We start from the raw sequence: 21,636 nt of genomic DNA on the forward strand, positions 1-21,636 counted from the left end.
CCTATGCTGGTAAATCTTTGCGACTATAAACAAAGCGTCACGCTTATTGCCAACAGCGGCGTGCAGTTCCTTGATTTCGGTCTGACGCCGCAGGACACCGCCAGCAACGGGCGCTTCGTACGTAAAACCGCGAACGGCCCGCTTTTGCGACTCGATTTCGACCTGGTTAACGGGCGCTATACCCTGCCGGGAACGAACGGCGGGCAGCCTGAAGTGGTTAAGCCGGAAACCACCATCCCGCTGCATCAGTCCCTGGCGGTGCTGGACGGCGTCTGGCTTCCGGTTCCGTTCCTGCGCTTCAACCCGCCGCGAACCTTCGTTGAGGGGCCGGATAACTGGGCGCGCGTTCAGGTGCGCAGGCTGGATACACCCGACACGGCAGGCAATACGCACCGCGTCACTCTCGCCCTTGACAGCCAGATTGCTGACCACGCCACGTCCGCCCTTTCCCCGGTCGAAAACGATATTCTGAACGGGACCCGTTTCGCGCTGGCCTGGCGAGACAAGGAGGTTGAAAGCTTCCTCGACCAGACGTGGATTGACGGCTGGCTGCGCGAGGCATTTACCCAGTATGCCGACGGCGTTGAAAACCGCTCAGAACGCGATCTCCAGCAGGCGATGCGCGGTTTTGAATATCAGGCCCACTGGCTCAACCTGATGACCATGCTCGGTGAACAGCTCACCGTGCCGGAAGTGAAATTTGTAACCCATACGCTCAGCACGCCTGCCATTCCGGTCGATCTGATCCTCGACGTGGGCAATACCCACACCTGTGGCGTCATTATTGAAGACCACGGCGATGCCAACGATGGCCTGCGCCAGACCGCCGAGCTGCAGGTTCGCTCGCTAAGCGAGCCGCAGTTCCTGAATGCGCCGCTGTTCACCAGCCGTCTCGAGTTTTCGGAAGCGCGTTTTGGCAAGCAGCACTTCTCGGTTGAAAGCGGTCGCGAAGATGCCTTTGTCTGGCCGTCCATTGTTCGCGTGGGTGATGAAGCCCGCAAGCTGGCGATGCAGCGCCTGGGGACCGAAGGCAACAGCGGCATCTCGAGCCCGCGTCGCTACCTGTGGGATGAAACGCCGGTCGTGCAGGACTGGCGCTTTAGCCAGATGAACAGCAAGACCCAGCGTGAACCGCTTGCCACCGCGTTTCCGCTGATGAACCTGATGAACGATGACGGCGAGCCGCTCTTCACGCTGCCGCAGGACGAGCGGCTGCCGGTCTTCTCGCCGCAGTACAGCCGCAGTACGCTGATGACCCACATGCTGTGCGAGCTGCTGGCGCAGGCGCTGGGGCAGATCAACAGCGTCGCCACGCGCTTACGTCTGGGATTCCCGGCGTCGCCGCGCCAGCTGCGCACGCTGATCCTGACGCTGCCCTCCGCCATGCCAAAGCAGGAGCGCGAGATCTTCCGTCGCCGCATGTTTGAAGCCATCGCCATCGTCTGGAAAGCGATGGGATGGCACCCGCAGGATGAGGATTTTGTCACCCGCAAACAGCAGGAAAAAAGCGTGGTGCCGGTACCTGAAATCCAGATGGAGTGGGATGAAGCCAGCTGCGGTCAGCTGGTCTGGCTGTATAACGAAGCCATCTCCCGCTTTGGCGGCCAGACCGAAGCCTTCTTCGCCTCTCTTGCTCGTCCGGACCGCGAACCTGAGCCGGGTAGCCAGCCGGGCCGCGCGCTGCGCGTCGCGTCCATCGACATCGGCGGCGGCACAACGGATATGGCGATCACCCATTATCAGCTGGACGACGGTTCCGGCAATAACGTCAAAATCACCCCTCAGCTGCTGTTCCGTGAAGGATTTAAGGTCGCGGGCGACGATACGCTTCTGGACGTGATTCAGCGCTACGTGTTGCCCGCGCTGCAAACGCAGCTGCAGAAATCCGGTATTGCTGATGCCTCGCTGCTGATGGCCTCGCTGTTCGGCGACTCCGGGCGTATTGATACCCAGGCCGTACTCCGCCAGCAGACGGCGCTGCAGCTCTTCATGCCGATTGGCCATGCCATTCTTGCCGCGTGGGAATCGAGCGACGTTGACGATCCGCTGGCCGGTCTGCATGCCACCTTTGGCGATCTCCTGCCGCAGAAGCCGACGCGCAACGTGATGAACTACCTGCAGCAGGCGATCGATCATGCCCTGCCTGCGGGGTCTGACGCTTTCGACCTGTTCGCCGTGCCGCTGCACGTCAGCTTCCGCGAAATGCAGGATGCGATGCTGGCCGGGCAGTTTACGCTGGCCTCCCCGCTGCACGCGGTGTGTGAAGCGATTTCACATTACAGCTGCGATATTCTGCTGATCACCGGACGCCCCGGCTGCCTGCCCGGCGTGCAGGCGCTCATTCGACATCTGCAGCCGGTGCCGGTCAATCGCATCGTCTGGCTGGATAAATACCAGGTACATGAGTGGTATCCGTTCAGCCAGCAGGGGCGCATTGGCAACCCGAAATCGACAGCCGCCGTCGGGGCCATGCTCTGCAGCCTGGCGCTTGACCTGCGCCTGCCGCGCTTCAACTTTAAAGCCGCGGACATTGGCGCGTATTCCACCGTGCGCTATCTGGGCGTGCTGGATAACACCGTCAATACCCTGCGCGAGGAAAACGTCTGGTACCAGGATATCGATCTGGATAAACCCGGCGCGAAGCTTGACGCGCGTCTGCACTTCCCGCTGCGCGGTAACGTGACGCTCGGCTTCCGCCAGCTGGCGAACGCGCGCTGGCCCGCCACGCCGCTCTACACGCTCAGCATCAACTCGGCTGAACTGGCGAAAGCCATTGCCGGTGACGGCGTGCTGAACGTGCGGCTCAGGCTCTGCGGCGGCAGCAAGCAGGAGGGGCCGGAGGCCTTCGAGCTGAGCGATGCCTGGCTGCAGGACGGCACGCCTGTTGCGTCTGACGCATTAACCTTCAAACTGAATACTTTGGCCGATCGCCGACACAGCGGTAGCCACTACTGGATCGACAGCGGGAGCGTATACCTGAAATGACAGCGACGACGACCACCACTCAGGCCTTAATTGGGTGGATTAATGAGACGCGCCTGAACGCCCCTGTGCTGGATAACGATGCCGACGCCCTGCTTGCCCGCATCAACGCGGCGCAGGCGCGGGAACAGGCTATTGAACGCGCCATGACCCGCCAGAGCAGCGTTGGGCTTTACGGCCATTCGCAGAGCGCGAAAGCACACCTGCTGTTGTCTCTTTGCGGCAGCGGTAATGGACGCCTGAACGTGACGCCGGGCCAGCGCACCTTTGACTATTTTTCGCATATCAATCCGGGACATGCCCTGACCAACATGGCCGTCCGCTTTACCCGTGAAAACACGGAGGTGGCGGATGAGGCGTTCCCGCTGCGTCTGAGTCTTGTCACCGAGGCCGAGCTGGTACAGCTGTTTATTGCCCGTACGACCCTCCATCCACAGATGCGTGCGGTAGATAAAGCGGTCATTGAGACACGTCTGGAGAAGTGGCGCGGGCTGCGCCAGCCGCAGAGCGTGCCCGGCATCACGGCTCAGGAAGTGGGGACGATTGCCCGCTTCTGGCAAAGCACGGTTCCCGCAGCTAAGCAGCAAATTGATGATGCCCTGTGGCATGAGTTTGCCCAACTGGTACCTTCTCTCGATCTCAGCACGCGAGCCAGCGTCTGGTCGCTGCTCTGGGGCGAGCAGCAGGAGTTGACCCAGCAGTGGTTAAAACTGGCCCATGTGCTGCACCAGACCAGCCATGCCGGCGATCTTGCTGCCCCGCTTAGCCTGCTGGTGGACAGCTTTGGGCTGCCGGGTGAAGGGTTCCTGACGCACGACGGCGCGTTAGACCTTCAGGACGCGCAGGAGACGCTGCTTCATCCGCTGAATAGCGGTGAAATGCTTAACGCCATCAGCATCCCGGTCGACGTGCTGGCATTCCTGACCCGCGAGCTGGTGCTGCCGGTTGAGAACGGGGCTCTGGATAACGTCGATATTATTGATATTCCGGTTTTTGAAGATAACCGTGCCGATCCGCTACGCCAGGCAAAATCCCAGTGGCTTCTTGAACATTACCGTCAACAGCTTCAGCCGGATGTGCTGGTGATTTGCAACGCGACGGCACAGCACGAACAGACGGCCAAAAAAGCAAAAGTGTTAATGAACTGGGTGAAGGAAACGCAGCCTGCTGAAGAATCTGCCCTGCCGGGGCTGGTGTGGGCGATCACCCCGCATGACGCCCGCTTTACTACCCGGCAGAATCTCGATGAAGCCGTACAGCATCTGCTCGGAAAGCCGGGTTTACGCTGGGGCACGCTGCAGGCGCTGGACAGCCACAGCATGCAGCGCGTCATCGAATGGCTGTCTCAGGCCACGTTGCCCGCGCAGCGACAGAAACGTCTCGGCACGCTGAAAAACGCGCTGCGTCAGGAGCTGTCGGCGCTGATGCAAAGCTATCTGGCACCGCTGGTTGAAGAACCGGGGATAAGACGCGCTCAGGCGGAAAACATGGTGCGCATGCTGCAAAGCAGCGCCGCCCGCCACGGCGAACTGCTTGAAGGCATGCTGCCGCCTCTGAAAGCCTTTGAAACGCTGCTCGCCGTTCAGCAGCCTCGCGAGGAGCAGGTTAACGGGCTATTTACGGATACCATTGACCTGTTTGCCGAGAACGCCCAGGAAAGCACTGGCCTGTTCCAGACAAAAGACAAAGCGCGTCTCGCGCACCGAGTCTGGATAAATCATCTGCGCCAGTGGAGCCGCAACGAGGCGACCGCCGCCCGTCTTGGGCTGGATCCTGAGGTGTTACAGCAAATCGCGGATGTGCTGGTCGTCACCAGCTACCGGCTGGATCTGCCTCAACAGCTTCAGCGCATTGTCGAAGCGGATAAAAGTAGCGCGGCACAGCTGCATGCCGTGATGGGCAATTTCGTTGGCTGGCTGGGTTACGACCAGACGCCCGTGGCGACGCGTCCGGCAAGCCGCATCCGCAAGGGCCAGGCCATCTTCGTCACGCCGGTGGTCAGCAGCGCCGAGCCTCGTTTGACGCGCCTGGGAGAACAGCCTGTACATGCGGCCACCGCGTACGTGTACGACTGGCTGGTCGCACTCTATAGCCGCGCGATAGAGAACATTGATTACCAGCACCCGCATGATGTTCAGCCTGACGCACGTCAGGCACTGCGGGCTTTAATAAAGTAGCCGCCCTTCTTGCCGGGTGGCGCTGCGCTTACCCGGCCTACATTTCGCAACAATGATAAATCGCACAATAATCACATCGTCATACATTCGGCTAAGGCCCGCGCCAGCGCAGAGGGGTTTTCCCACGACATCGAGTGCCCCGCCGCAGGGATAATTTTTACCTCAACGCCCTTTTGCTTCAGATTATCCGCATCGTCATCCGGCAGAGAGAGCTCGCCAAAAATCAACGTTACCGGGCAAGGGAGTGACAGGAACTGCGCTTCCCACTCGGGCTCAACGCCCGCCACCAGGCTCGATGCGCCCCGCCAGACGGCATACGGCGCATTACTCTGCAGGCACCCGGCCCACGCCGTTTTTTCTGCGCTAAGCATGGCGTCATAACCCTGCTCCAGAAACTGTTGCTCGGTTTGCGCTGCAATAGACCGGCTGAACATGCCCCCACCCGCGTGGAAATTGGGCTCTGACACCATCAGTCCCTTCACGCGCGACCCCAGCAGCCCCGCCGTTTCGATAGCGATACTGCCGCCCATGCTGTGGCCGTATAACCAGAATGAATCCAGCTCAAGATGGTCAATCAGTTCCGCGACAACGTGCGCCTGGTCAGTGGTTTTATAGCTGTAGTGCTCAGGCTTATCGCTGTAGCCGCTGCCGGGCAAGTCGATGAGTATCGCCCTGCGCGCGCCAAACAGCGGGTCATGTACGACGCGGGGATATTCGTAGGAAGAGGCGCAGCCCAGCCCGTGAATAAACACCACGGGATCGCCGGTGCCGGGCAGGTCATGCCAGCGCACGGTGCAACCGGCCTGCTGTGAGTAAAAACTGTTCATAAGCACTCCTTTTTATGATGCACTGTGTATTTATACAGTCACCACATCAGGAATGCTATGTTCATCTTTTAAAACTGGAAGCGTGCTTCAGAAAAGCGAGACCAGCAGCGCAACGGGAAAGCTCATTGGCCAGGTTGACCCCACCAGAAAAGCGCTGAGCAGGCGGATACGTTTGCGGTCTTTAGAGAGGAACCAGGTGATTAATGCGCAGATGGAAGCCATGATTGCGTAAAAAACCAACATCTTTTGATACAACGTCATTCTGTATACCAGAGCCGAAAAAATAACCGCACGCAATATGCGTCATATGTTGACACAGATCAAGTTTTTTCGTTACAGAATAACCACTTAAAAATTACGGCTAATAACAATTGAGTATCTTTCGTAACACGTGTGGCGGGCAAGGAGAACGCCTGGCCACGCATGCGGCCAGGCTGGGAGGATTAGTGTTTTATCATGACATGCCGCACGACCGTATAATCCTCAAGCCCGTAGACCGACATATCCTTCCCGTAGCCCGATAGTTTCATGCCGCCGTGCGGCATTTCGCTCACCAGCATAAAATGGGTATTCACCCAGGTGCAGCCATACTGCAGGCGCGCGCTCAGGCGATGGGCGCGGCCAACGTCTTTGGTCCAGACCGAAGACGCCAGGCCGTATTGCGAGTCGTTTGCCCAGGCCAGCACCTGCGCCTCATCATCAAATTCGGTGACGCTCACCACCGGGCCAAACACCTCGCGCTGCACAATGGCATCTTCCTGTTTGGCCCCCGCCAGCAGGGTTGGCTGGAAGTAGTAGCCCGCCCCCTCTTTTTTGCTGCCCCCGGTCACGACGGTGATGTGGCTCAGGGCTTTGGCCTCATCCACCGCTTTGCACACGCGGGATAAATGCGCCGCCGAACTCAGCGGCCCCAGCTCGGTTGATTCGTCCTCGGGTGCGCCCATTTTCAGGCTCGCAACCGCGGCACCCAGTTTTTCCACCAGCGCGGCGTAAATGCCCTTTTGCGCGTAGATACGACAGGCGGCGGTACAGTCCTGCCCGGCGTTGTAGAAGCCAAACGTCCTCACCCCTTCGACGACCGCATCCAGGTCGGCATCATCAAACACGATCACCGGCGCTTTACCGCCCAGCTCCATGTGGGTGCGTTTAATGGAGGACGCCGTATGGCCGATGATATGTTCCCCGGTAGCAATTGAACCGGTCAGCGAGACCATACGGACTTTTTCATGTCCGGTAAGCGGATCGCCGACCGTTTTGCCCCGACCAAACAGCACGTTAAGAACGCCCGCCGGGAAGATATCTTTTGCCAGCTCTGCCAGCTTAAGCGCGGTCAGGGGCGTAATCTCAGAGGGCTTAATCACCACGCAGTTCCCTGCCGCCAGCGCGGGTGCCAGTTTCCAGGCTGCCATCATCAGCGGGTAGTTCCACGGTGCAATAGAGGCAACCACGCCCACCGGGTCGCGGCGGATCATCGACGTATGGCCGTCAAGGTACTCTCCGGCGGCCAGCCCGTTAAGGCAGCGGGCGGCCCCGGCAAAGAAACGGAAAACGTCAACCACCGCCGGAATTTCATCACCCAGCGCGCAGTGCAGCGGCTTACCGCAGTTGAGGGATTCGAGCCGGGCAAACTCCTCGCCGTGGGCTTCAATCGCATCCGCCAGCTTCAGCAGGCTCTCGGCGCGGGTTTTCGGCGTCGTTTGTCCCCACGCCACAAAAGCACGGTCGGCCGCCTGAACCGCCGCGTCGACCTGGGCCGCTGACGCCTCAGCAATCTCCAGCAGCACCTCTCCGGTGGCCGGGTTATAAACCGGCTGTTTCTCACCCTCTCCGGCAACCAGTTCACCGTTTATCAGCAGATGTTTTTGCATAGCATTTTCCTGTTGAATTCACTGTTATTTCCCGCTGCCGGCAATGTTTTCGCCGTCGCGGGTTAGCCACCAGGCTCCCAGAATGGGGATAGTTGTCACCAGCATCACCAGCAGAGCCACGACGTTGGTGACCGGCACGTCGCGCGGACGCCCGAGCTGGTTGAGCAACCACAGCGGTAACGTGCGCTCGTGTCCCGCCGTAAATGTTGTGACGATTATCTCGTCAAACGACAGGGCAAACGCCAGCATACCCCCGGCCAGCAGCGCTGAACCCAGATTGGGCAGCACCACATATCGGAAGGTTTGCCATCCGTCGGCCCCGAGATCCATCGACGCTTCGACCAGACTCCAGGAGGTGCGCCTGAACCGGGCAATTACGTTGTTAAACACCACCACCACGCAAAAGGTGGCGTGTCCCACCACGATGGTGAAAAAGCCCGGCTCAAGGTCGATCGTTTTGAAGGCCGTCAGCAGCGCCAGGCCGGTGATGATCCCCGGTAACGCAATCGGTAACAGCAGCAGCAGAGAGATCGCATTCTTGCCAAAAAACTCGCTTCGCCACAGCGCCGCTGCAGCAAGCGTGCCAAGCACAAGGGCTATCGCGGTGGAGAGCGCGGCAATTTGAAGTGACAACGTCACGGATTCGATAATATCGCCGCGCCCCGCCGCCACGCTAAACCACTTCAGCGTCAGCCCCTGCGGCGGAAAGCTAAAGGCAGCGTCTTCGGTGTTAAAGGCATAGGTTGCGATAATCAGCAGCGGGAAGTGCAGGAAGATGACGCCTCCCCACGCTGCCACTTTCAGGAACAGCGGTGCGCGTTCAGAGTGCATCGAATGCTCCCAGACGTTTCACGAACGCCAGATAAAGAGAAATCAGCACGATGGGTACCAGCGTGAACGCGGCGGCCATGGGCATATTGCCAATGGCACCCTGCTGCGAGTAGACCATGTTACCGATGAAGTAGCCCGGCGGCCCCACCAGCTGTGGAACGATGAAATCCCCCAGCGTCAGGGAGAAGGTGAAAATGGATCCCGCCGCAATGCCCGGAATGGCCAGCGGCAGAACGACGTAGCGAAAGGTCTGGCGCGGGCGGGCGCCGAGGTCGGCCGAGGCCTGCAGCAGCGAGGCCGGCAGGCGTTCCAGCGCCGCCTGGACAGGCAGGATCATAAACGGCAGCCAGATGTAAACGAAGACCAGAAACCGTCCCAGCCCGGAGGTGGATAAGGTGTTGCCGCCAATCGCCGGGAGCGTAAGGAGTGAAGTCAGGATCGGTTCCAGCCCCATATGGTTGAGAAACCATTGCGCCACGCCGTCCTTCGCCAGCAGCAGCGTCCAGGCGTAGGCTTTGACGATATAGCTCGCCCACATTGGCAGCATCACGGCGATATAGAAGAAAGCCTTCCACTTGCCGCGGGTGTATCGCGCCATGTACCAGGCCATCGGGAATGCGAGAATGGCGCTGGCAATCGTCACCGCAATCGCCATCGTTAAGGTTCGCAGGATGATGTCGTAGTTTGCCGGGTTGAAGAGCGCCTGAATATTCGCCAGCGTCAGATCCGGCGTGACCGCCATGGTGAAATCGTCAAAGGTGTAGAAACCTTGCCACAGCAGCGTCAGCAACGATCCTAAATAGACGATGCCAAACCACATGAGCGGCGCGAGCAGAAGCAGGAACAGGCCGAGCGACGGTTTCCGCCAGAACAGCGCCGTCATTCGGCTGAAGCGGCCGTGCGAGGCGGGAGGATGCGCGACACTCATAGACATTTCACCTCTCCTCATGCAGGCGAATCATCGCCTCGCGTGACCACGACGCCATCACCGCCTGCCCCGGCGCAATGCCGCTCAGCGGCGAGGTTTCACTGAGATTGGCCTGGCTCACCAGCAGTTTGGCGCCATCGGCAAGCTTCAGCTCCAGCCGCGTGGCCGCCCCCAGGTACTGAACGGCCTGCACGATGCCCTGAACCTGAACGTCTCCGCCCTCGTTAAGACGGATATGTTCCGGACGCAGGGAATAGCTGCCTTCCATGCCGCATATTTTCTGCGCTAGTCCTGCATCAAAGACGTTGGAAGTGCCCACAAAACTCGCGACAAACGGCGTGCGCGGACGCATGTAGAGATCGCGCGGGGTGTCCACCTGCTCGATCCGCCCGTTATTAAACACCGCCACCCGGTCTGACATTGAAAGGGCTTCACCCTGATCGTGGGTGACGAAAATGAAGGTGATGCCGAGTTCCTGCTGAAGTTTCTTCAGCTCGAACTGCATCTGTTCACGCAGTTTGAGATCGAGCGCACCTAAGGGCTCATCCAGCAGCAGGACGCGCGGCTCATTGACCAGCGCGCGGGCGATGGCGACACGCTGCCGCTGGCCGCCGGAAAGTTGCGAAGGTTTGCGGGCAACGGCAAAGCTCAGGCCCACTTTTTCGAGGGCATCACGGGCCTGCGCATGGCGTTTTTTCTTGTCGATGCCTTTGACCATCAGCCCGTAGGCAACGTTGTCGAGGATCGACATATGCGGGAACAGCGCGTAATCCTGAAAGACGGTGTTCACATCCCGCTCCCAGGGAGGCAGTTCGCTCGCCTCTATGCCGAAGATAGAAATCGTGCCGCCTGACAGCTGTTCAAAACCGGCTATCAGGCGCAGGCAGGTGGTTTTGCCGGAGCCCGAAGGCCCCAGCATGGAGAAAAACTCTCCGTCACGAATCGCAATGGTGACCCCATCCACCGCCCGTACGTCGCCGTACAGACGGGAAACATTGTTAAACTCTACCGCGTACGTCATGTTCTGCTCCCGGGCAATTAACGACCGCCCATGATGGCGATGTAATCCTGCGTCCAGCGGCTGTAAGGCACAAATTTGCCGCCTTCGGCGATGGGGGTTTTCCAGAACATGATTTTGTCGAACTCGTTATATCCGTTTGTTTCACAGCCTTTATCGCCCAGCAGCGTGCTGGCTTTACACCCTTCCGGCACCACGGGCAGGGAGCCAAACCATGCTGCCAGATCGCCCTGCACTTTCGGCGTCAGCGACCAGTTCATCCACTTGTAGGCGCACATCGGGTGTTTTGCCTGCGCGTGCAGCATGGTGGTATCCGCCCAGCCGGTCACCCCCTCTTTCGGGAAGACGGTTGCAATAGGCTGGTTCTCGGCCTTCAGGGCATTCGCCTGATACGGCCAGGCGCTGGAGGCCACGACGCCCTCGTTTTTGAAATCGCTCATCTGGACGGTGGTGTCGTGCCAGTAGCGGTGAATCAGAGCATGCTGGTCGCGAAGCACCTTAAGCACGGCAGCATACTGTGCTTCGGTAAGCTGGTATGGGTCTTTGATACCCAGCTGCGGCTGCGTGGCCTTGACGAACAGCGCGGCATCCGCGATGTAAATCGGGCCGTCATACGCCTGCACGCGTCCCTGATTGGTTTTCCCGTCCGGCAGATCCTGTTTGGTAAAGACCACGCTCCAGCTGTCCGGCGGCGTCGGGAAGGTTTTGGTGTTGTACATCAGCAGGTTTGGCCCCCACTGGTACGGCGTGCCGTAGACTTTCCCGCCGACGTTAAACCATTCCCCTTTCACAATCCGTTCGTCGAGGGTTTTCCAGTTGGGGATAAGATCGGGGTTAATCGGCTGGACGCGTTTGCCCATGATCAGGCGCAGGGAAGCGTCACCTGATGCGGTGACCAGGTCATATCCCCCTTTCGCCATCAGGCTGACCATTTCATCCGACGTGGCCGCCGTTTTGACGTTCACCGCACACCCGGTCTCTTTTTCAAACTGGGTGACCCAGTCGTAGTTTTTGTCCGTCTGTCCGCGTTCGATGTATCCCGGCCAGGCGATAATATCCAGTCGACCTTCCCCGTCGCCGATGGCCTTTGGTGGTTCTGCGGCTTGCGCTGTCATGATAGTCATGCCGAGCGCGCACAGGCTGCTGCGGGCAAATTTTTTGCTCATAAGGGTTACTCCTGTCGCAATGAAATTTAGCGGCAGCCGTGCCGTAAAAATATCTCCCTTATTAAACGTAGACCGCGCGAATGCGCCGCACCGTTCGGCTTAAGGAAATTTCATCAAGGTGTGACCGAGGGCGCATTCCCCGTTAACTGGATTATAGACAAGGAGTTAGCCGCGAGAGATGGTATGCAGATTTCCTATGACAGGGCACCGCGAAATATTCACAGTGCCGTCATCAGGATAAGAAATGAATATTTAAAAAACGAAAAAAGGATTATTCAAGCATCGTGCTAATTAATTTGCCTAACTGAATGACCGCCTGCTCTTCTCGCTCTCCCCAGGCCCACGACGTATTAAAACGGAAGAACGGCGTCCATGCGTCAGAAGTGGAAAACATCTTTCCGGGGGCAATGCTGATGTGATGCGTTAGGGCTTTTTCGCTCAGCAGCCCCGCGTCCAGATGCGCCGGAAGCTCCAGCCATAAAAAGTAACCGCTGTCGTTATGATGGATTTTGACGCCGGCAGGCATATGGCGCAAAAGGGACTGCCAGGCCTGCTGCTTTCGCTCGGCGAGCGTACGCCGCAGGCGGCGCAGATGGGCGTCGTAGCGTTTCGTCGCCAGGTAATCAACCAGCGCCAGCTGCACAGGTGAGCTTGTGGAGAGCGTGCTCATCAGCTGCAGCTGCTGAATACGTCGCGCGTGTTTTCCTGCCGCAACCCAGCCGATGCGAAAACCGGCCACCAGACATTTTGAAAAGGACGAGCAGTGCAGCGTCATATCCTGACGATCCCATGCTTTCGCCGGAAGCGGTTTTTCGCGCCCAAAATAGAGCTCGCTGTAGACGTCGTCTTCAATCAGAGGAACGTTGTGCTGCGTTAACAGGGCGACAAGCTGCGCTTTTTTCTCCGCGCTCAGCGTGAAGCCAAGCGGGTTCTGACTGTTGGTCATTATCCAGCAGGCTTTAACCGGATACTCCTTCAGCGCCTGTTCAAGGGCATTCAGGTCAATCCCTTCGCGGACGTCCGTCGCAATCGACAACGCTTTAAGCTTCAGGCGTTCCAGGGCCTGCAGCGCGCCGTAAAAACAGGGGTTTTCGACTATCACCCAGTCGCCCGGCTCGGTCACCGCCTGCAGGCTGAGATTGAGCGCTTCAAGGGCGCCTGCGGTGATCACGATCTCTTCCGGGGAGATGTTCATCCCCTGCTGCGCGTAACGGCGGGCAATGGCGTGGCGGAGATCGACATTACCCGGCGGCAGGTTCTCAATCACGCTCATCGCCGTCGCGGTTTTGCTGACGTTCGCCAGCGAGCGGTTGAGCTGCTGCAGCGGGAAAAGCCGTGGGTCGGGAAAGGCGGAGGCAAAAGGGACAACGGACGGGTCGCGGCTGGCCTGTAAGACGTCGAAGATGTAGGTGTTAATATCCACGACTTCGTCACGCATCACCTGGGCAGGTGGAGCAGGCTGATGTGCGGTCGGGCGCGAGGCAACGTAATAGCCCGACTGCGGTCTGGCGACAATGCGCCCCTGACTTTCCAGCATCTGATACGCGTGGCCAACGGTCATAAAACTCATGCCGCTGCTCGCCACCTGCTCTCGCAGAGAAGGCAGCTTATCGCCCGGCAGCCATACGCCAAGCTCTATCTGCGAGATAATTTGTTGCGCCAGACGCTGGTATTTTTTCATCAGATTCTCCTTGTGGCTGACAGTGTATATCAGCAGGAGAAAAAGAGAAGATTTAGCTAACTGTTATAGTTCGGGAAATGAATTACTTACGGTACTCGGTAACGTGGCTTTGCGCCTGACGCGCAGCGGCCAGGTGATCGAGCGTTATCATCGACGATTTGCAAAAGATGCATTTCGCGCCGAGTGGGTTTTTCTCAGACACATCAAAGACTGAGGTACGGTACTGCGAGCCATGACAGCATGGGCAGCGGAAATGAATATAAGAAGTCATAAGATTCTCCTGTAAACGTAAAAACGTAAATTACTAATGGGCCGATTGGGCATAATGGTTTTAAACAAAACGAATCGGAATGTAGATAAAGACCCAAGAGAGGCTGCGGAGAGGCACAACGTGATGAGAACTGCTTTATAAAACTACGTCAGATATTTATTTGGACTCAAAACCAGAAGACCATTAACGCACGGCGTTGACGACAAAGCAAGCTGTTTTATGTGTAAAATGCATAAAAACAGTGTTTTTATTCCTCATCCGAGAAGTATATCAGATGGCTAAAGCATGAGTATTATGCCAACTGTTATGGTTAAAAATCACTTTTCTGAGTCTGATAGTCAGATCTTCGCCCCTATACCATAACAGCACACCGTTTGACATTGAGGCTGTGCATGTTTGGTTTAGATGCGTTTCACCTTGCACGGATACAGTTTGCCTTTACCGTATCCTTTCACATTATTTTCCCGGCCATTACCATTGGTCTCGCAAGCTACCTTGCCGTGCTCGAAGGGCTGTGGCTGAAAACAAAAAATCCGGTCTGGCGCTCGCTGTACCATTTCTGGTCGAAGATTTTTGCCGTCAACTTTGGCATGGGCGTGGTCTCCGGGCTGGTGATGGCCTACCAGTTTGGCACCAACTGGAGCGGCTTTTCACAGTTTGCGGGCAGTATTACCGGCCCGCTTCTGACCTACGAAGTGCTTACCGCCTTCTTCCTCGAAGCCGGGTTCCTCGGCGTAATGCTGTTCGGCTGGAACAAGGTCGGACCGGGTCTGCACTTCTTCTCCACCTGCATGGTGGCGCTGGGGACCATTATCTCTACCTTCTGGATCCTCTCTTCAAACAGCTGGATGCAGACCCCGCAGGGCTATGAGATCGTCAACGGTCAGGTGGTGCCGGTGGACTGGTTCGCGGTGGTGTTTAACCCCTCCTTCCCTTACCGCCTGCTGCATATGTCGATAGCCGCGTTCCTGAGCAGCGCCCTGTTTGTGGGCGCATCCGCGGCATGGCATCTGCTGCGCGGGAATAATACCCCCGCCATCCGGGCGATGTTTTCGATGGCGCTGTGGATGACGCTGATTGTCGCCCCCATCCAGGCCATGGTTGGCGATATGCACGGGTTGAACACCTTAAAGCACCAGCCCGCCAAGATAGCCGCGATTGAAGGACACTGGGAAAATCCGCCGGGTGAGCCTACCCCGCTGCTGCTGTTTGGCTGGCCGGATATGGAGCAGGAGCGCACCCGCTTTGGGCTGGAGATCCCGGCGCTGGGGAGTCTCATCCTGACGCACAGCCTGGATAAACAGGTTCCGGCGCTGAAAGAGTTTCCAAAGGAAGACCGCCCGAATTCCACCATCGTCTTCTGGTCGTTCCGCATTATGGCGGGTCTGGGCATGCTGATGCTGCTTCTTGGGGTAACGGCACTCTGGCTGCGATATAAAAAGCGCGTTTATTCATCGCGCCCTTTCCTGTGGTTTGCGCTGCTGATGGGGCCATCGGGGCTGATTGCCATTCTGGCCGGGTGGATCACCACCGAAGTGGGCCGCCAGCCGTGGGTGGTCTATGGGCTTCAGCGAACGAAGGATGCGGTTTCTGCCCATGGTGATTTGCATATGAGCGTGAGCCTGCTGGCCTTCTTCATCGTTTACACCTCGGTATTCGGCGTGGGTTACAGCTATATGGTGCGCCTCATCCGAAAAGGCCCGCAGCCGCATGAGTCTTTCGCCACCGAGTCCGACGGACGTCCGGCGCGCCCGCTTTCTGCCGTCACAACTGAACATAAGGAGCAGCCATAATGGGTATCGATCTTTCCATTATCTGGTTTGTGATCATCGTTTTCGCCACGCTGATGTATATCGTCATGGACGGTTTTGATCTGGGGATTGGCATTCTGTTCCCGGCAACGCAGAACGCCGACGATCGCGACGTAATGGTCAACAGCGTCGCGCCGGTCTGGGACGGAAATGAAACCTGGCTGGTGCTTGGCGGCGCTGCGCTGTTTGGCGCATTCCCACTTGCCTACGCGGTGATCGTGGATGCCCTCACCATTCCACTGACGTTAATGCTGATCGGACTTATTTTCCGCGGGGTGGCATTTGAATTTCGTTTTAAGGCCACCCCGGCGCACCGTCCGTTCTGGGATAAGGCGTTTATAGGTGGTTCCATTCTGGCGACGTTTACCCAGGGCGTGACGGTGGGCGCCGTCATTAACGGCTTTACCGTCACCGGCCGGGCCTATACCGGCGGCCCCTTTGACTGGTTTACCGCGTTTAACCTGTTTTGCGGCGCCGGGCTGGTGGTGGCCTATGCGCTGTTAGGCTCGACCTGGCTGGTGATGAAAAGCGAAAACGCATTGCAACAGCGGATGCGTGAAGTATCGAAAACGCTGTTAATCGTGCTGCTGGCGTTTATTGCCGCCATTAGCCTCTGGACGCCGCTGGCACAACCGGCCATCGCCGCGCGCTGGTTTACGCTGCCGAATCTGTTTTATCTGCTGCCGGTTCCTGCTCTGGTGGTGATTTTTAGCCTGTACCAGTGGCGCTGCCTGAATAATCCCGCCAGCCATAGCCGTCCGTTTATTCTGACACTGGGGCTGGTATTCCTCGGCTTTAGCGGGCTTGGAATCAGCATCTGGCCGCATATTATTCCACCGTCGATCACCCTTTGGCAGGCCGCCGCACCGACGCAAAGCCAGGGCTTTATGCTGGTCGGCGCGCTGTTGATCATTCCCGTTATTCTGGTCTACACCTTCTGGAGTTACTACGTATTTCGCGGCAAAGTTCAGCATGGGGAGGGTTATCACTGATGCAACAACCGGTCTGGAAAAGATTACTGTGGCTGGCCATTATCTGGGGCGGCAGCGTACTGGCACTGGCTGCTGTCAGCATGCTCTTCCGTATGCTAATGACGGCTGCAGGGTTTAAATCGCATTAACATCATTCCGGGCAACCGCTGCGTTGCCCTGTTCCCCCGCACTTTCAGATAAACCCCATTAACGCATGGCAGCGTATCGTTACACTGGAAAAAGATTCACAGTGTTTATAGTTTGAGAAGAAAAATGAAAAAGCTCATCGCGTTAAGTGTTATCAGTCTTGTTCTTACCGGCTGCGTTAATCCGGGTAAAGCCTCCGTTCAGCCGGAGCAACTTCAGAATCACCGCTTCGTGCTGGAAAACGTGAACGGTAAGGCCGTGAAGACCGCGACAACGCCACCTGAGCTCAGTTTTAGCGCGCTGCCTGATATCAGCCTGGTGAATAACATCAGCGTTTCCGGCCAGATGTGTAACCGCTTCAACGGACAGGGGAAATTGTCCGAAGGCGAGCTTAAGGTTAAAACGCTGGCCATGACGCGCAAGCTCTGTACTGAACCGCAGCTGAATGAGCTGGATCAGGCCATCGGCGACATGCTGCGCAAAGGGGCGCAGGTCGACCTGACTGAGGACCAGTTAACGCTGGCGACAGCCGATAAAACGCTGATGTTTAAGCGTGTAGAATAATCAGTAGTTACCGCAGCTTCCAACGGCAAGCGACTGTTCGCTACAGCGTTTGCCGTTTGGCAAGGCGCACATCCCAATAGCAGAACCATCAAGCTGGCGAGCGACAGACAGCGAACCGCCAATCATTGCGCAGTTAGCCTGACCAGCGCTGGACATCGCCGCTTTCATTCCCGGCGCCATGTGGGCTGCCGTTGCCTGCTGAACGGGTTCACTGCTACATGCCGACAACAATAATGCGGCACACCCTACCAAAAACGCTGAGCGCATGCTTTATCCCCCATAAATGATGCGAAACCTATGCATAATAGGCATCACAGCCCGTGTCGTCGAGAGCGAAAGTGCGTATTTATGCGCTCCGGAAACAATTTTTCGCAATTTTTTCGCCAAAAGTTTGATCTACTCATTGATGGCGAGAATACCAAGGACACAAAAGCGAAAATCGTAAAATCCCCCGTTTGCTAGAATACACAGATAATATTCAGGGTTTGTTGCCGTAATACAGACCCCTATTTTTTGCGCAATGTAAGGGTGTTGTCCTATGCAAACTATTGACGGTAATGGTGCAGTTGCCTCAGTCGCGTTTCGCACCAGTGAAGTTATCGCCATCTACCCGATTACGCCAAGTTCTACCATGGCCGAGCAGGCGGATGCCTGGGCTGGTAACGGGTTAAAAAACGTCTGGGGCGATGTCCCGAGAGTGGTAGAAATGCAGTCTGAAGCCGGTGCGATTGCCACGGTGCACGGCGCGCTGCAAACCGGCGCGCTTTCCACGTCGTTTACCTCATCTCAGGGATTGCTGTTAATGATCCCTACTCTTTACAAACTCGCCGGTCAACTGACCCCCTTCGTTCTGCACGTTGCGGCGCGTACCGTTGCCACTCACGCGCTCTCTATCTTTGGCGATCACTCTGACGTGATGGCGGTACGTCAGACCGGCTGCGCGATGCTGTGCGCCAGCAGCGTTCAGGAAGCCCAGGACTTTGCCTTGATTTCGCATATCGCCACGCTCAAAAGCCGCGTGCCGTTTATTCACTTCTTTGATGGTTTCCGAACCTCTCACGAAATTAACAAAATCGTCCCGCTGGCTGACGAGACAATCCTGAATCTGCTCCCGCAGGCGGACATTGACGCGCACCGTGCCCGGGCCCTTAATCCGGAACACCCGGTTATTCGTGGCACATCGGCAAACCCGGATACCTATTTCCAGTCCCGTGAGGCCACGAACCCGTGGTACAACGCGGTTTACGACCATGTTGAACAGGCTATGAATGACTTTGCCGCCGCGACCGGTCGGGAATATAAACCTTTTGAGTACTACGGCCATCCGCAGGCGGAACGGGTCATTGTGCTGATGGGGTCGGCCATTGGCACCTGCGAGGAAGTTGTTGATGAACTGCTGACGCGCGGCGAAAAAGTTGGCGTGCTTAAGGTACGGCTCTATCGCCCGTTCTCGGCCAAACATCTGCTTTCGGCTCTGCCTGAAAGCGCACGCGCTGTGGCGGTGCTCGATCGCACTAAAGAGCCGGGCGCGCAGGCGGAACCGCTATATCTGGATGTGATGACGGCCCTGGCAGAAGCCTTTAATCAGGGCGAACGTGAAACGCTGCCGCGCGTGATCGGAGGTCGCTATGGGTTATCGTCCAAGGAATTTGGGCCGGACTGCGTGCAGGCGGTATTCAACGAACTTAGCGAAGCGAAGCCCAAGCCGCGCTTTACCGTCGGCATTTATGATGATGTGACGAATCTGTCCCTGTCGCTGCCGGAAAACACCCTGTCCTCGACCGCCAAACTTGAGGCGCTGTTCTATGGTCTGGGCAGCGACGGCAGCGTCTCCGCGACCAAAAACAACATCAAAATCATCGGTAACTCCACGCCGTGGTATGCCCAGGGGTACTTCGTTTACGACTCCAAAAAGGCAGGCGGCCTGACCGTTTCCCACCTGCGCGTGAGCGAACAGCCCATCCGCTCTGCGTATCTTATTTCTCAGGCTGATTTTGTTGGCTGTCACCAGCTGCAGTTTATCGATAAATACCAGATGGCCGAGCGCCTGAAGCCTGGCGGTATTTTCCTCCTGAATACGCCATACAGCGTGGATGAAGTCTGGTCTCGCCTGCCGCGGGAAGTGCAGGCGGTGCTGAACCAGAAAAAAGCCCGTTTCTTTGTGGTGAACGCGGCGAAAATTGCCCGCGAATGTGGCCTGGCCGCGCGCATCAATACCGTTATGCAGATGGCCTTCTTCCATCTGACGAACATCCTGCCGGGCGACAGCGCGCTGGCGGAACTGCAGGGCGCGATTGCCAAAAGCTACAGCAGCAAAGGACAGGAATTAGTCGAGCGTAACTGGCAGGCGCTGGCGCTGGCGCGCGAGTCGCTGTATGAGGTACCGCTGCAGCCGGTCAATGCTGAAAGCCCGAACCGCCCTCCGGTGGTGTCCGATGCGGCGCCTGATTTCGTTAAGACCGTGACGGCGGCGATGCTGGCCGGTCTGGGTGATGCCCTGCCCGTCTCTGCGCTGCCGCCGGATGGCACCTGGCCGATGGGCACCACGCGCTGGGAAAAACGTAACATCGCCGAAGCGATCCCTATCTGGAAAGAAGAACTGTGTACCCAGTGCAACCACTGCGTAGCGGCATGCCCGCACTCGGCCATTCGTGCCAAAGTGGTTTCACCGGAAGAGATGGAATCCGCGCCTGCGAGCCTGCATTCACTGGATGTGAAATCCCGCGATATGCGCGGTCAGAAATACGTTCTGCAGGTCGCGCCGGAAGATTGCACCGGCTGTAACCTGTGCGTCGAGGTCTGTCCGGCGAAAGACAGGCAGGATCCGGAGATCAAAGCCATCAATATGATGTCGCGTCTGGAGCACGTTGAAGAGGAGAAAATTAATTACGACTTCTTCCTGAATCTGCCGGAAATCGACCGCAGCAAACTGGAACGTATTGATATTCGCACTTCGCAGCTGATCACGCCGCTGTTTGAATACTCCGGCGCCTGTTCAGGCTGCGGTGAAACGCCGTATATCAAGCTGCTTACCCAGCTGTACGGTGACAGGATGCTGATTGCCAACGCAACCGGCTGTTCGTCTATTTATGGCGGTAACCTGCCCTCCACGCCCTACACCACCGATGCCAACGGTCGCGGTCCGGCATGGGCAAACTCGCTGTTCGAGGACAACGCCGAATTTGGTCTGGGCTTCCGCCTGACCGTTGATCAGCACCGCGCACGCGTGATGCGCCTGCTGGAGCAGTTTGCCGGGCAGCTCCCTGCCGGGCTCAATGACGCGCTTCATGCGGATGCAACGCCAGATGAACGTCGTGAGCAAGTCGCCGAGCTGCGTCAGGCGCTTCAGGGCGTGGCGGGAGCTGAGCAGCTGCTGACCGACGCGGACGCGCTGGTCGAAAAATCGATCTGGCTGATTGGCGGTGACGGCTGGGCTTACGACATCGGCTTTGGCGGGCTGGATCACGTGCTGAGCCTGACCGAAAACGTCAATATCCTGGTTCTGGATACGCAGTGTTATTCCAACACCGGCGGTCAGGCGTCGAAAGCGACACCGTTAGGCGCTGTGACGAAATTCGGCGAACACGGCAAACGCAAGGCGCGCAAAGATATCGGTGTAAGCATGATGATGTATGGTCATGTTTACGTCGCGCAAATCTCGCTGGGTGCCCAGCTTAACCAGACGGTAAAAGCGATTCAGGAAGCGGAAGCGTATCCTGGCCCATCGCTGATCGTTGCATACAGCCCTTGCGAAGAGCATGGCTACGATCTGGCGCTCAGCCACGACCAGATGCGTCAGCTGACCGCGACGGGCTTCTGGCCGCTGTACCGGTTCGACCCGCGTCGTGCTGATGAGGGTAAATTACCGCTGGCGCTGGATTCGCGTCCGCCGTCAGATGCCCTGGCCGAGACCTTAATGCAGGAACAGCGCTTCCGTCGCCTTAACGCGCAGCAGCCGGAAGTGGCCGAACAGCTCTGGAAAGATGCCGCGGCCGATCTGCAAAAACGTTATGACTTCCTGGCGCAAATGGCGGGTAAAGCCGAAAAACCGACCAGCGACTAGTACCTCTGCCCGGCTTGTCCGGGCATATTTTTGCCATAAAAAAGCCCGGCGCATTCACACCGGGCGAATCCAGATAATCAATGAATATCTATTTTGTTTACTTAATAGTATTCATGCTAATTATGGATGAATGATCTTAAAGGCATATAACGCATCAAGGTTACCTTAATTAACGCCCGATTAATAATTTCAATTTAATATGCTTAACTTTAAATCATTCATCAAGTCAATGACCGTTTCAGTTGATTTATTCGGTTTAGATTTTACTTAGTTCGTAACAATTATATTTTATTACTCTCGCAGCGGAGTGATTTAGCATGAGACAACTTTC

Annotated in this window: 17 protein-coding genes; 7 read left to right on the top strand and 10 right to left on the bottom strand. The window is 57.3% G+C overall.

Going from position 1 to position 21,636, the window contains the following annotated elements:
- The first annotated feature begins 3 nt into the window (after nt 1-3).
- Together ACW9E7_RS10225 and ACW9E7_RS10230 are read left to right on the top strand one after the other, a co-directional pair.
- Nucleotides 4-2,985 carry a virulence factor SrfB gene (locus ACW9E7_RS10225; RefSeq protein ID WP_143345184.1) on the top strand — a complete coding sequence of 994 codons (2,982 nt, stop codon included), beginning with the start codon at nt 4-6 and terminating at the stop codon, nt 2,983-2,985.
- Nucleotides 2,982-5,159: a virulence factor SrfC family protein gene (locus ACW9E7_RS10230; RefSeq protein WP_136194944.1), complete on the top strand. Its 2,178-nt coding sequence runs from the start codon at nt 2,982-2,984 to the stop codon at nt 5,157-5,159. The genes ACW9E7_RS10225 and ACW9E7_RS10230 overlap by 4 nt, the downstream gene beginning before the upstream one ends.
- Nucleotides 5,160-5,230: 71 nt before the next feature.
- Here ACW9E7_RS10230 and ACW9E7_RS10235 read toward each other — a convergent pair whose 3' ends face one another.
- The 9 genes from ACW9E7_RS10235 to ymcF form a co-directional block, all read right to left on the bottom strand.
- Nucleotides 5,231-5,986 carry an alpha/beta fold hydrolase gene (locus tag ACW9E7_RS10235; protein ID WP_133294525.1) on the bottom strand — a complete coding sequence of 252 codons (756 nt, stop codon included), beginning with the start codon at nt 5,984-5,986 and terminating at the stop codon, nt 5,231-5,233.
- 87 nt (nt 5,987-6,073) lie between these two features.
- Entirely contained in the window at nt 6,074-6,247 is a 174-nt protein-coding gene (locus tag ACW9E7_RS10240; RefSeq protein ID WP_013096478.1) for a GhoT/OrtT family toxin, read from the bottom strand.
- Between the two features lie 182 nt (nt 6,248-6,429).
- Complete coding sequence (gene patD, locus ACW9E7_RS10245) at nt 6,430-7,854, bottom strand: aminobutyraldehyde dehydrogenase (protein WP_127731088.1); 1,425 nt, start codon at nt 7,852-7,854, stop codon at nt 6,430-6,432.
- Between the two features lie 24 nt (nt 7,855-7,878).
- Nucleotides 7,879-8,685, bottom strand: a complete 807-nt coding sequence (locus ACW9E7_RS10250; RefSeq protein WP_029741505.1) for an ABC transporter permease — start codon at nt 8,683-8,685, stop codon at nt 7,879-7,881.
- Nucleotides 8,675-9,613, bottom strand: a complete 939-nt coding sequence (locus tag ACW9E7_RS10255; RefSeq protein WP_411800915.1) for an ABC transporter permease — start codon at nt 9,611-9,613, stop codon at nt 8,675-8,677. The genes ACW9E7_RS10250 and ACW9E7_RS10255 overlap by 11 nt, the downstream gene beginning before the upstream one ends.
- A 7-nt stretch (nt 9,614-9,620) precedes the next feature.
- Nucleotides 9,621-10,634 (bottom strand): ABC transporter ATP-binding protein, encoded by a 1,014-nt coding sequence (locus tag ACW9E7_RS10260; protein ID WP_133294529.1) that lies wholly within the window; start codon nt 10,632-10,634, stop codon nt 9,621-9,623.
- A 17-nt stretch (nt 10,635-10,651) separates the two neighbouring features.
- Nucleotides 10,652-11,797, bottom strand: coding sequence for a putative ABC transporter substrate-binding protein YdcS (gene ydcS, locus ACW9E7_RS10265; protein WP_023344246.1), 1,146 nt, complete (start codon nt 11,795-11,797; stop codon nt 10,652-10,654).
- A gap of 271 nt (nt 11,798-12,068) precedes the next feature.
- Nucleotides 12,069-13,478, bottom strand: a complete 1,410-nt coding sequence (locus ACW9E7_RS10270; RefSeq protein WP_127731091.1) for an aminotransferase-like domain-containing protein — start codon at nt 13,476-13,478, stop codon at nt 12,069-12,071.
- 82 nt (nt 13,479-13,560) lie between these two features.
- Entirely contained in the window at nt 13,561-13,749 is a 189-nt protein-coding gene (ymcF, locus tag ACW9E7_RS10275) for a cold shock small protein YmcF (protein ID WP_028013309.1), read from the bottom strand.
- Between the two features lie 392 nt (nt 13,750-14,141).
- On the opposite strand from ymcF, the gene ACW9E7_RS10280 reads away from it, so the two are divergent.
- The 4 genes from ACW9E7_RS10280 to hslJ all read left to right on the top strand — a co-directional run bounded on the left by ACW9E7_RS10280 (nt 14,142) and on the right by hslJ (nt 17,242).
- The gene (locus ACW9E7_RS10280) at nt 14,142-15,542 is read left to right on the top strand and encodes a cytochrome ubiquinol oxidase subunit I (RefSeq protein ID WP_458727732.1); all 1,401 of its coding nucleotides are present in this window, start codon (nt 14,142-14,144) and stop codon (nt 15,540-15,542) included.
- Nucleotides 15,542-16,552, top strand: a complete 1,011-nt coding sequence (gene cydB / locus ACW9E7_RS10285) for a cytochrome d ubiquinol oxidase subunit II (protein ID WP_115875298.1) — start codon at nt 15,542-15,544, stop codon at nt 16,550-16,552. The genes ACW9E7_RS10280 and cydB overlap by 1 nt, the downstream gene beginning before the upstream one ends.
- Nucleotides 16,552-16,680: a DUF2474 domain-containing protein gene (locus tag ACW9E7_RS10290; protein WP_008501283.1), complete on the top strand. Its 129-nt coding sequence runs from the start codon at nt 16,552-16,554 to the stop codon at nt 16,678-16,680. The genes cydB and ACW9E7_RS10290 overlap by 1 nt, the downstream gene beginning before the upstream one ends.
- A gap of 124 nt (nt 16,681-16,804) precedes the next feature.
- Complete coding sequence (gene hslJ, locus ACW9E7_RS10295; protein WP_115875300.1) at nt 16,805-17,242, top strand: heat shock protein HslJ; 438 nt, start codon at nt 16,805-16,807, stop codon at nt 17,240-17,242.
- Here the strand turns inward: hslJ and ACW9E7_RS10300 are convergent, their stop codons facing one another.
- Complete coding sequence (locus ACW9E7_RS10300; RefSeq protein WP_458727733.1) at nt 17,243-17,509, bottom strand: putative hemolysin; 267 nt, start codon at nt 17,507-17,509, stop codon at nt 17,243-17,245.
- Between the two features lie 271 nt (nt 17,510-17,780).
- Between ACW9E7_RS10300 and nifJ the strand changes: the two genes are divergently transcribed.
- Nucleotides 17,781-21,305 carry a pyruvate:ferredoxin (flavodoxin) oxidoreductase gene (nifJ, locus tag ACW9E7_RS10305; protein ID WP_458727734.1) on the top strand — a complete coding sequence of 1,175 codons (3,525 nt, stop codon included), beginning with the start codon at nt 17,781-17,783 and terminating at the stop codon, nt 21,303-21,305.
- Nucleotides 21,306-21,636 lie beyond the last annotated feature (331 nt).

It is taken from the genome of Enterobacter sp. H2G27 (genome assembly GCF_054403075.1).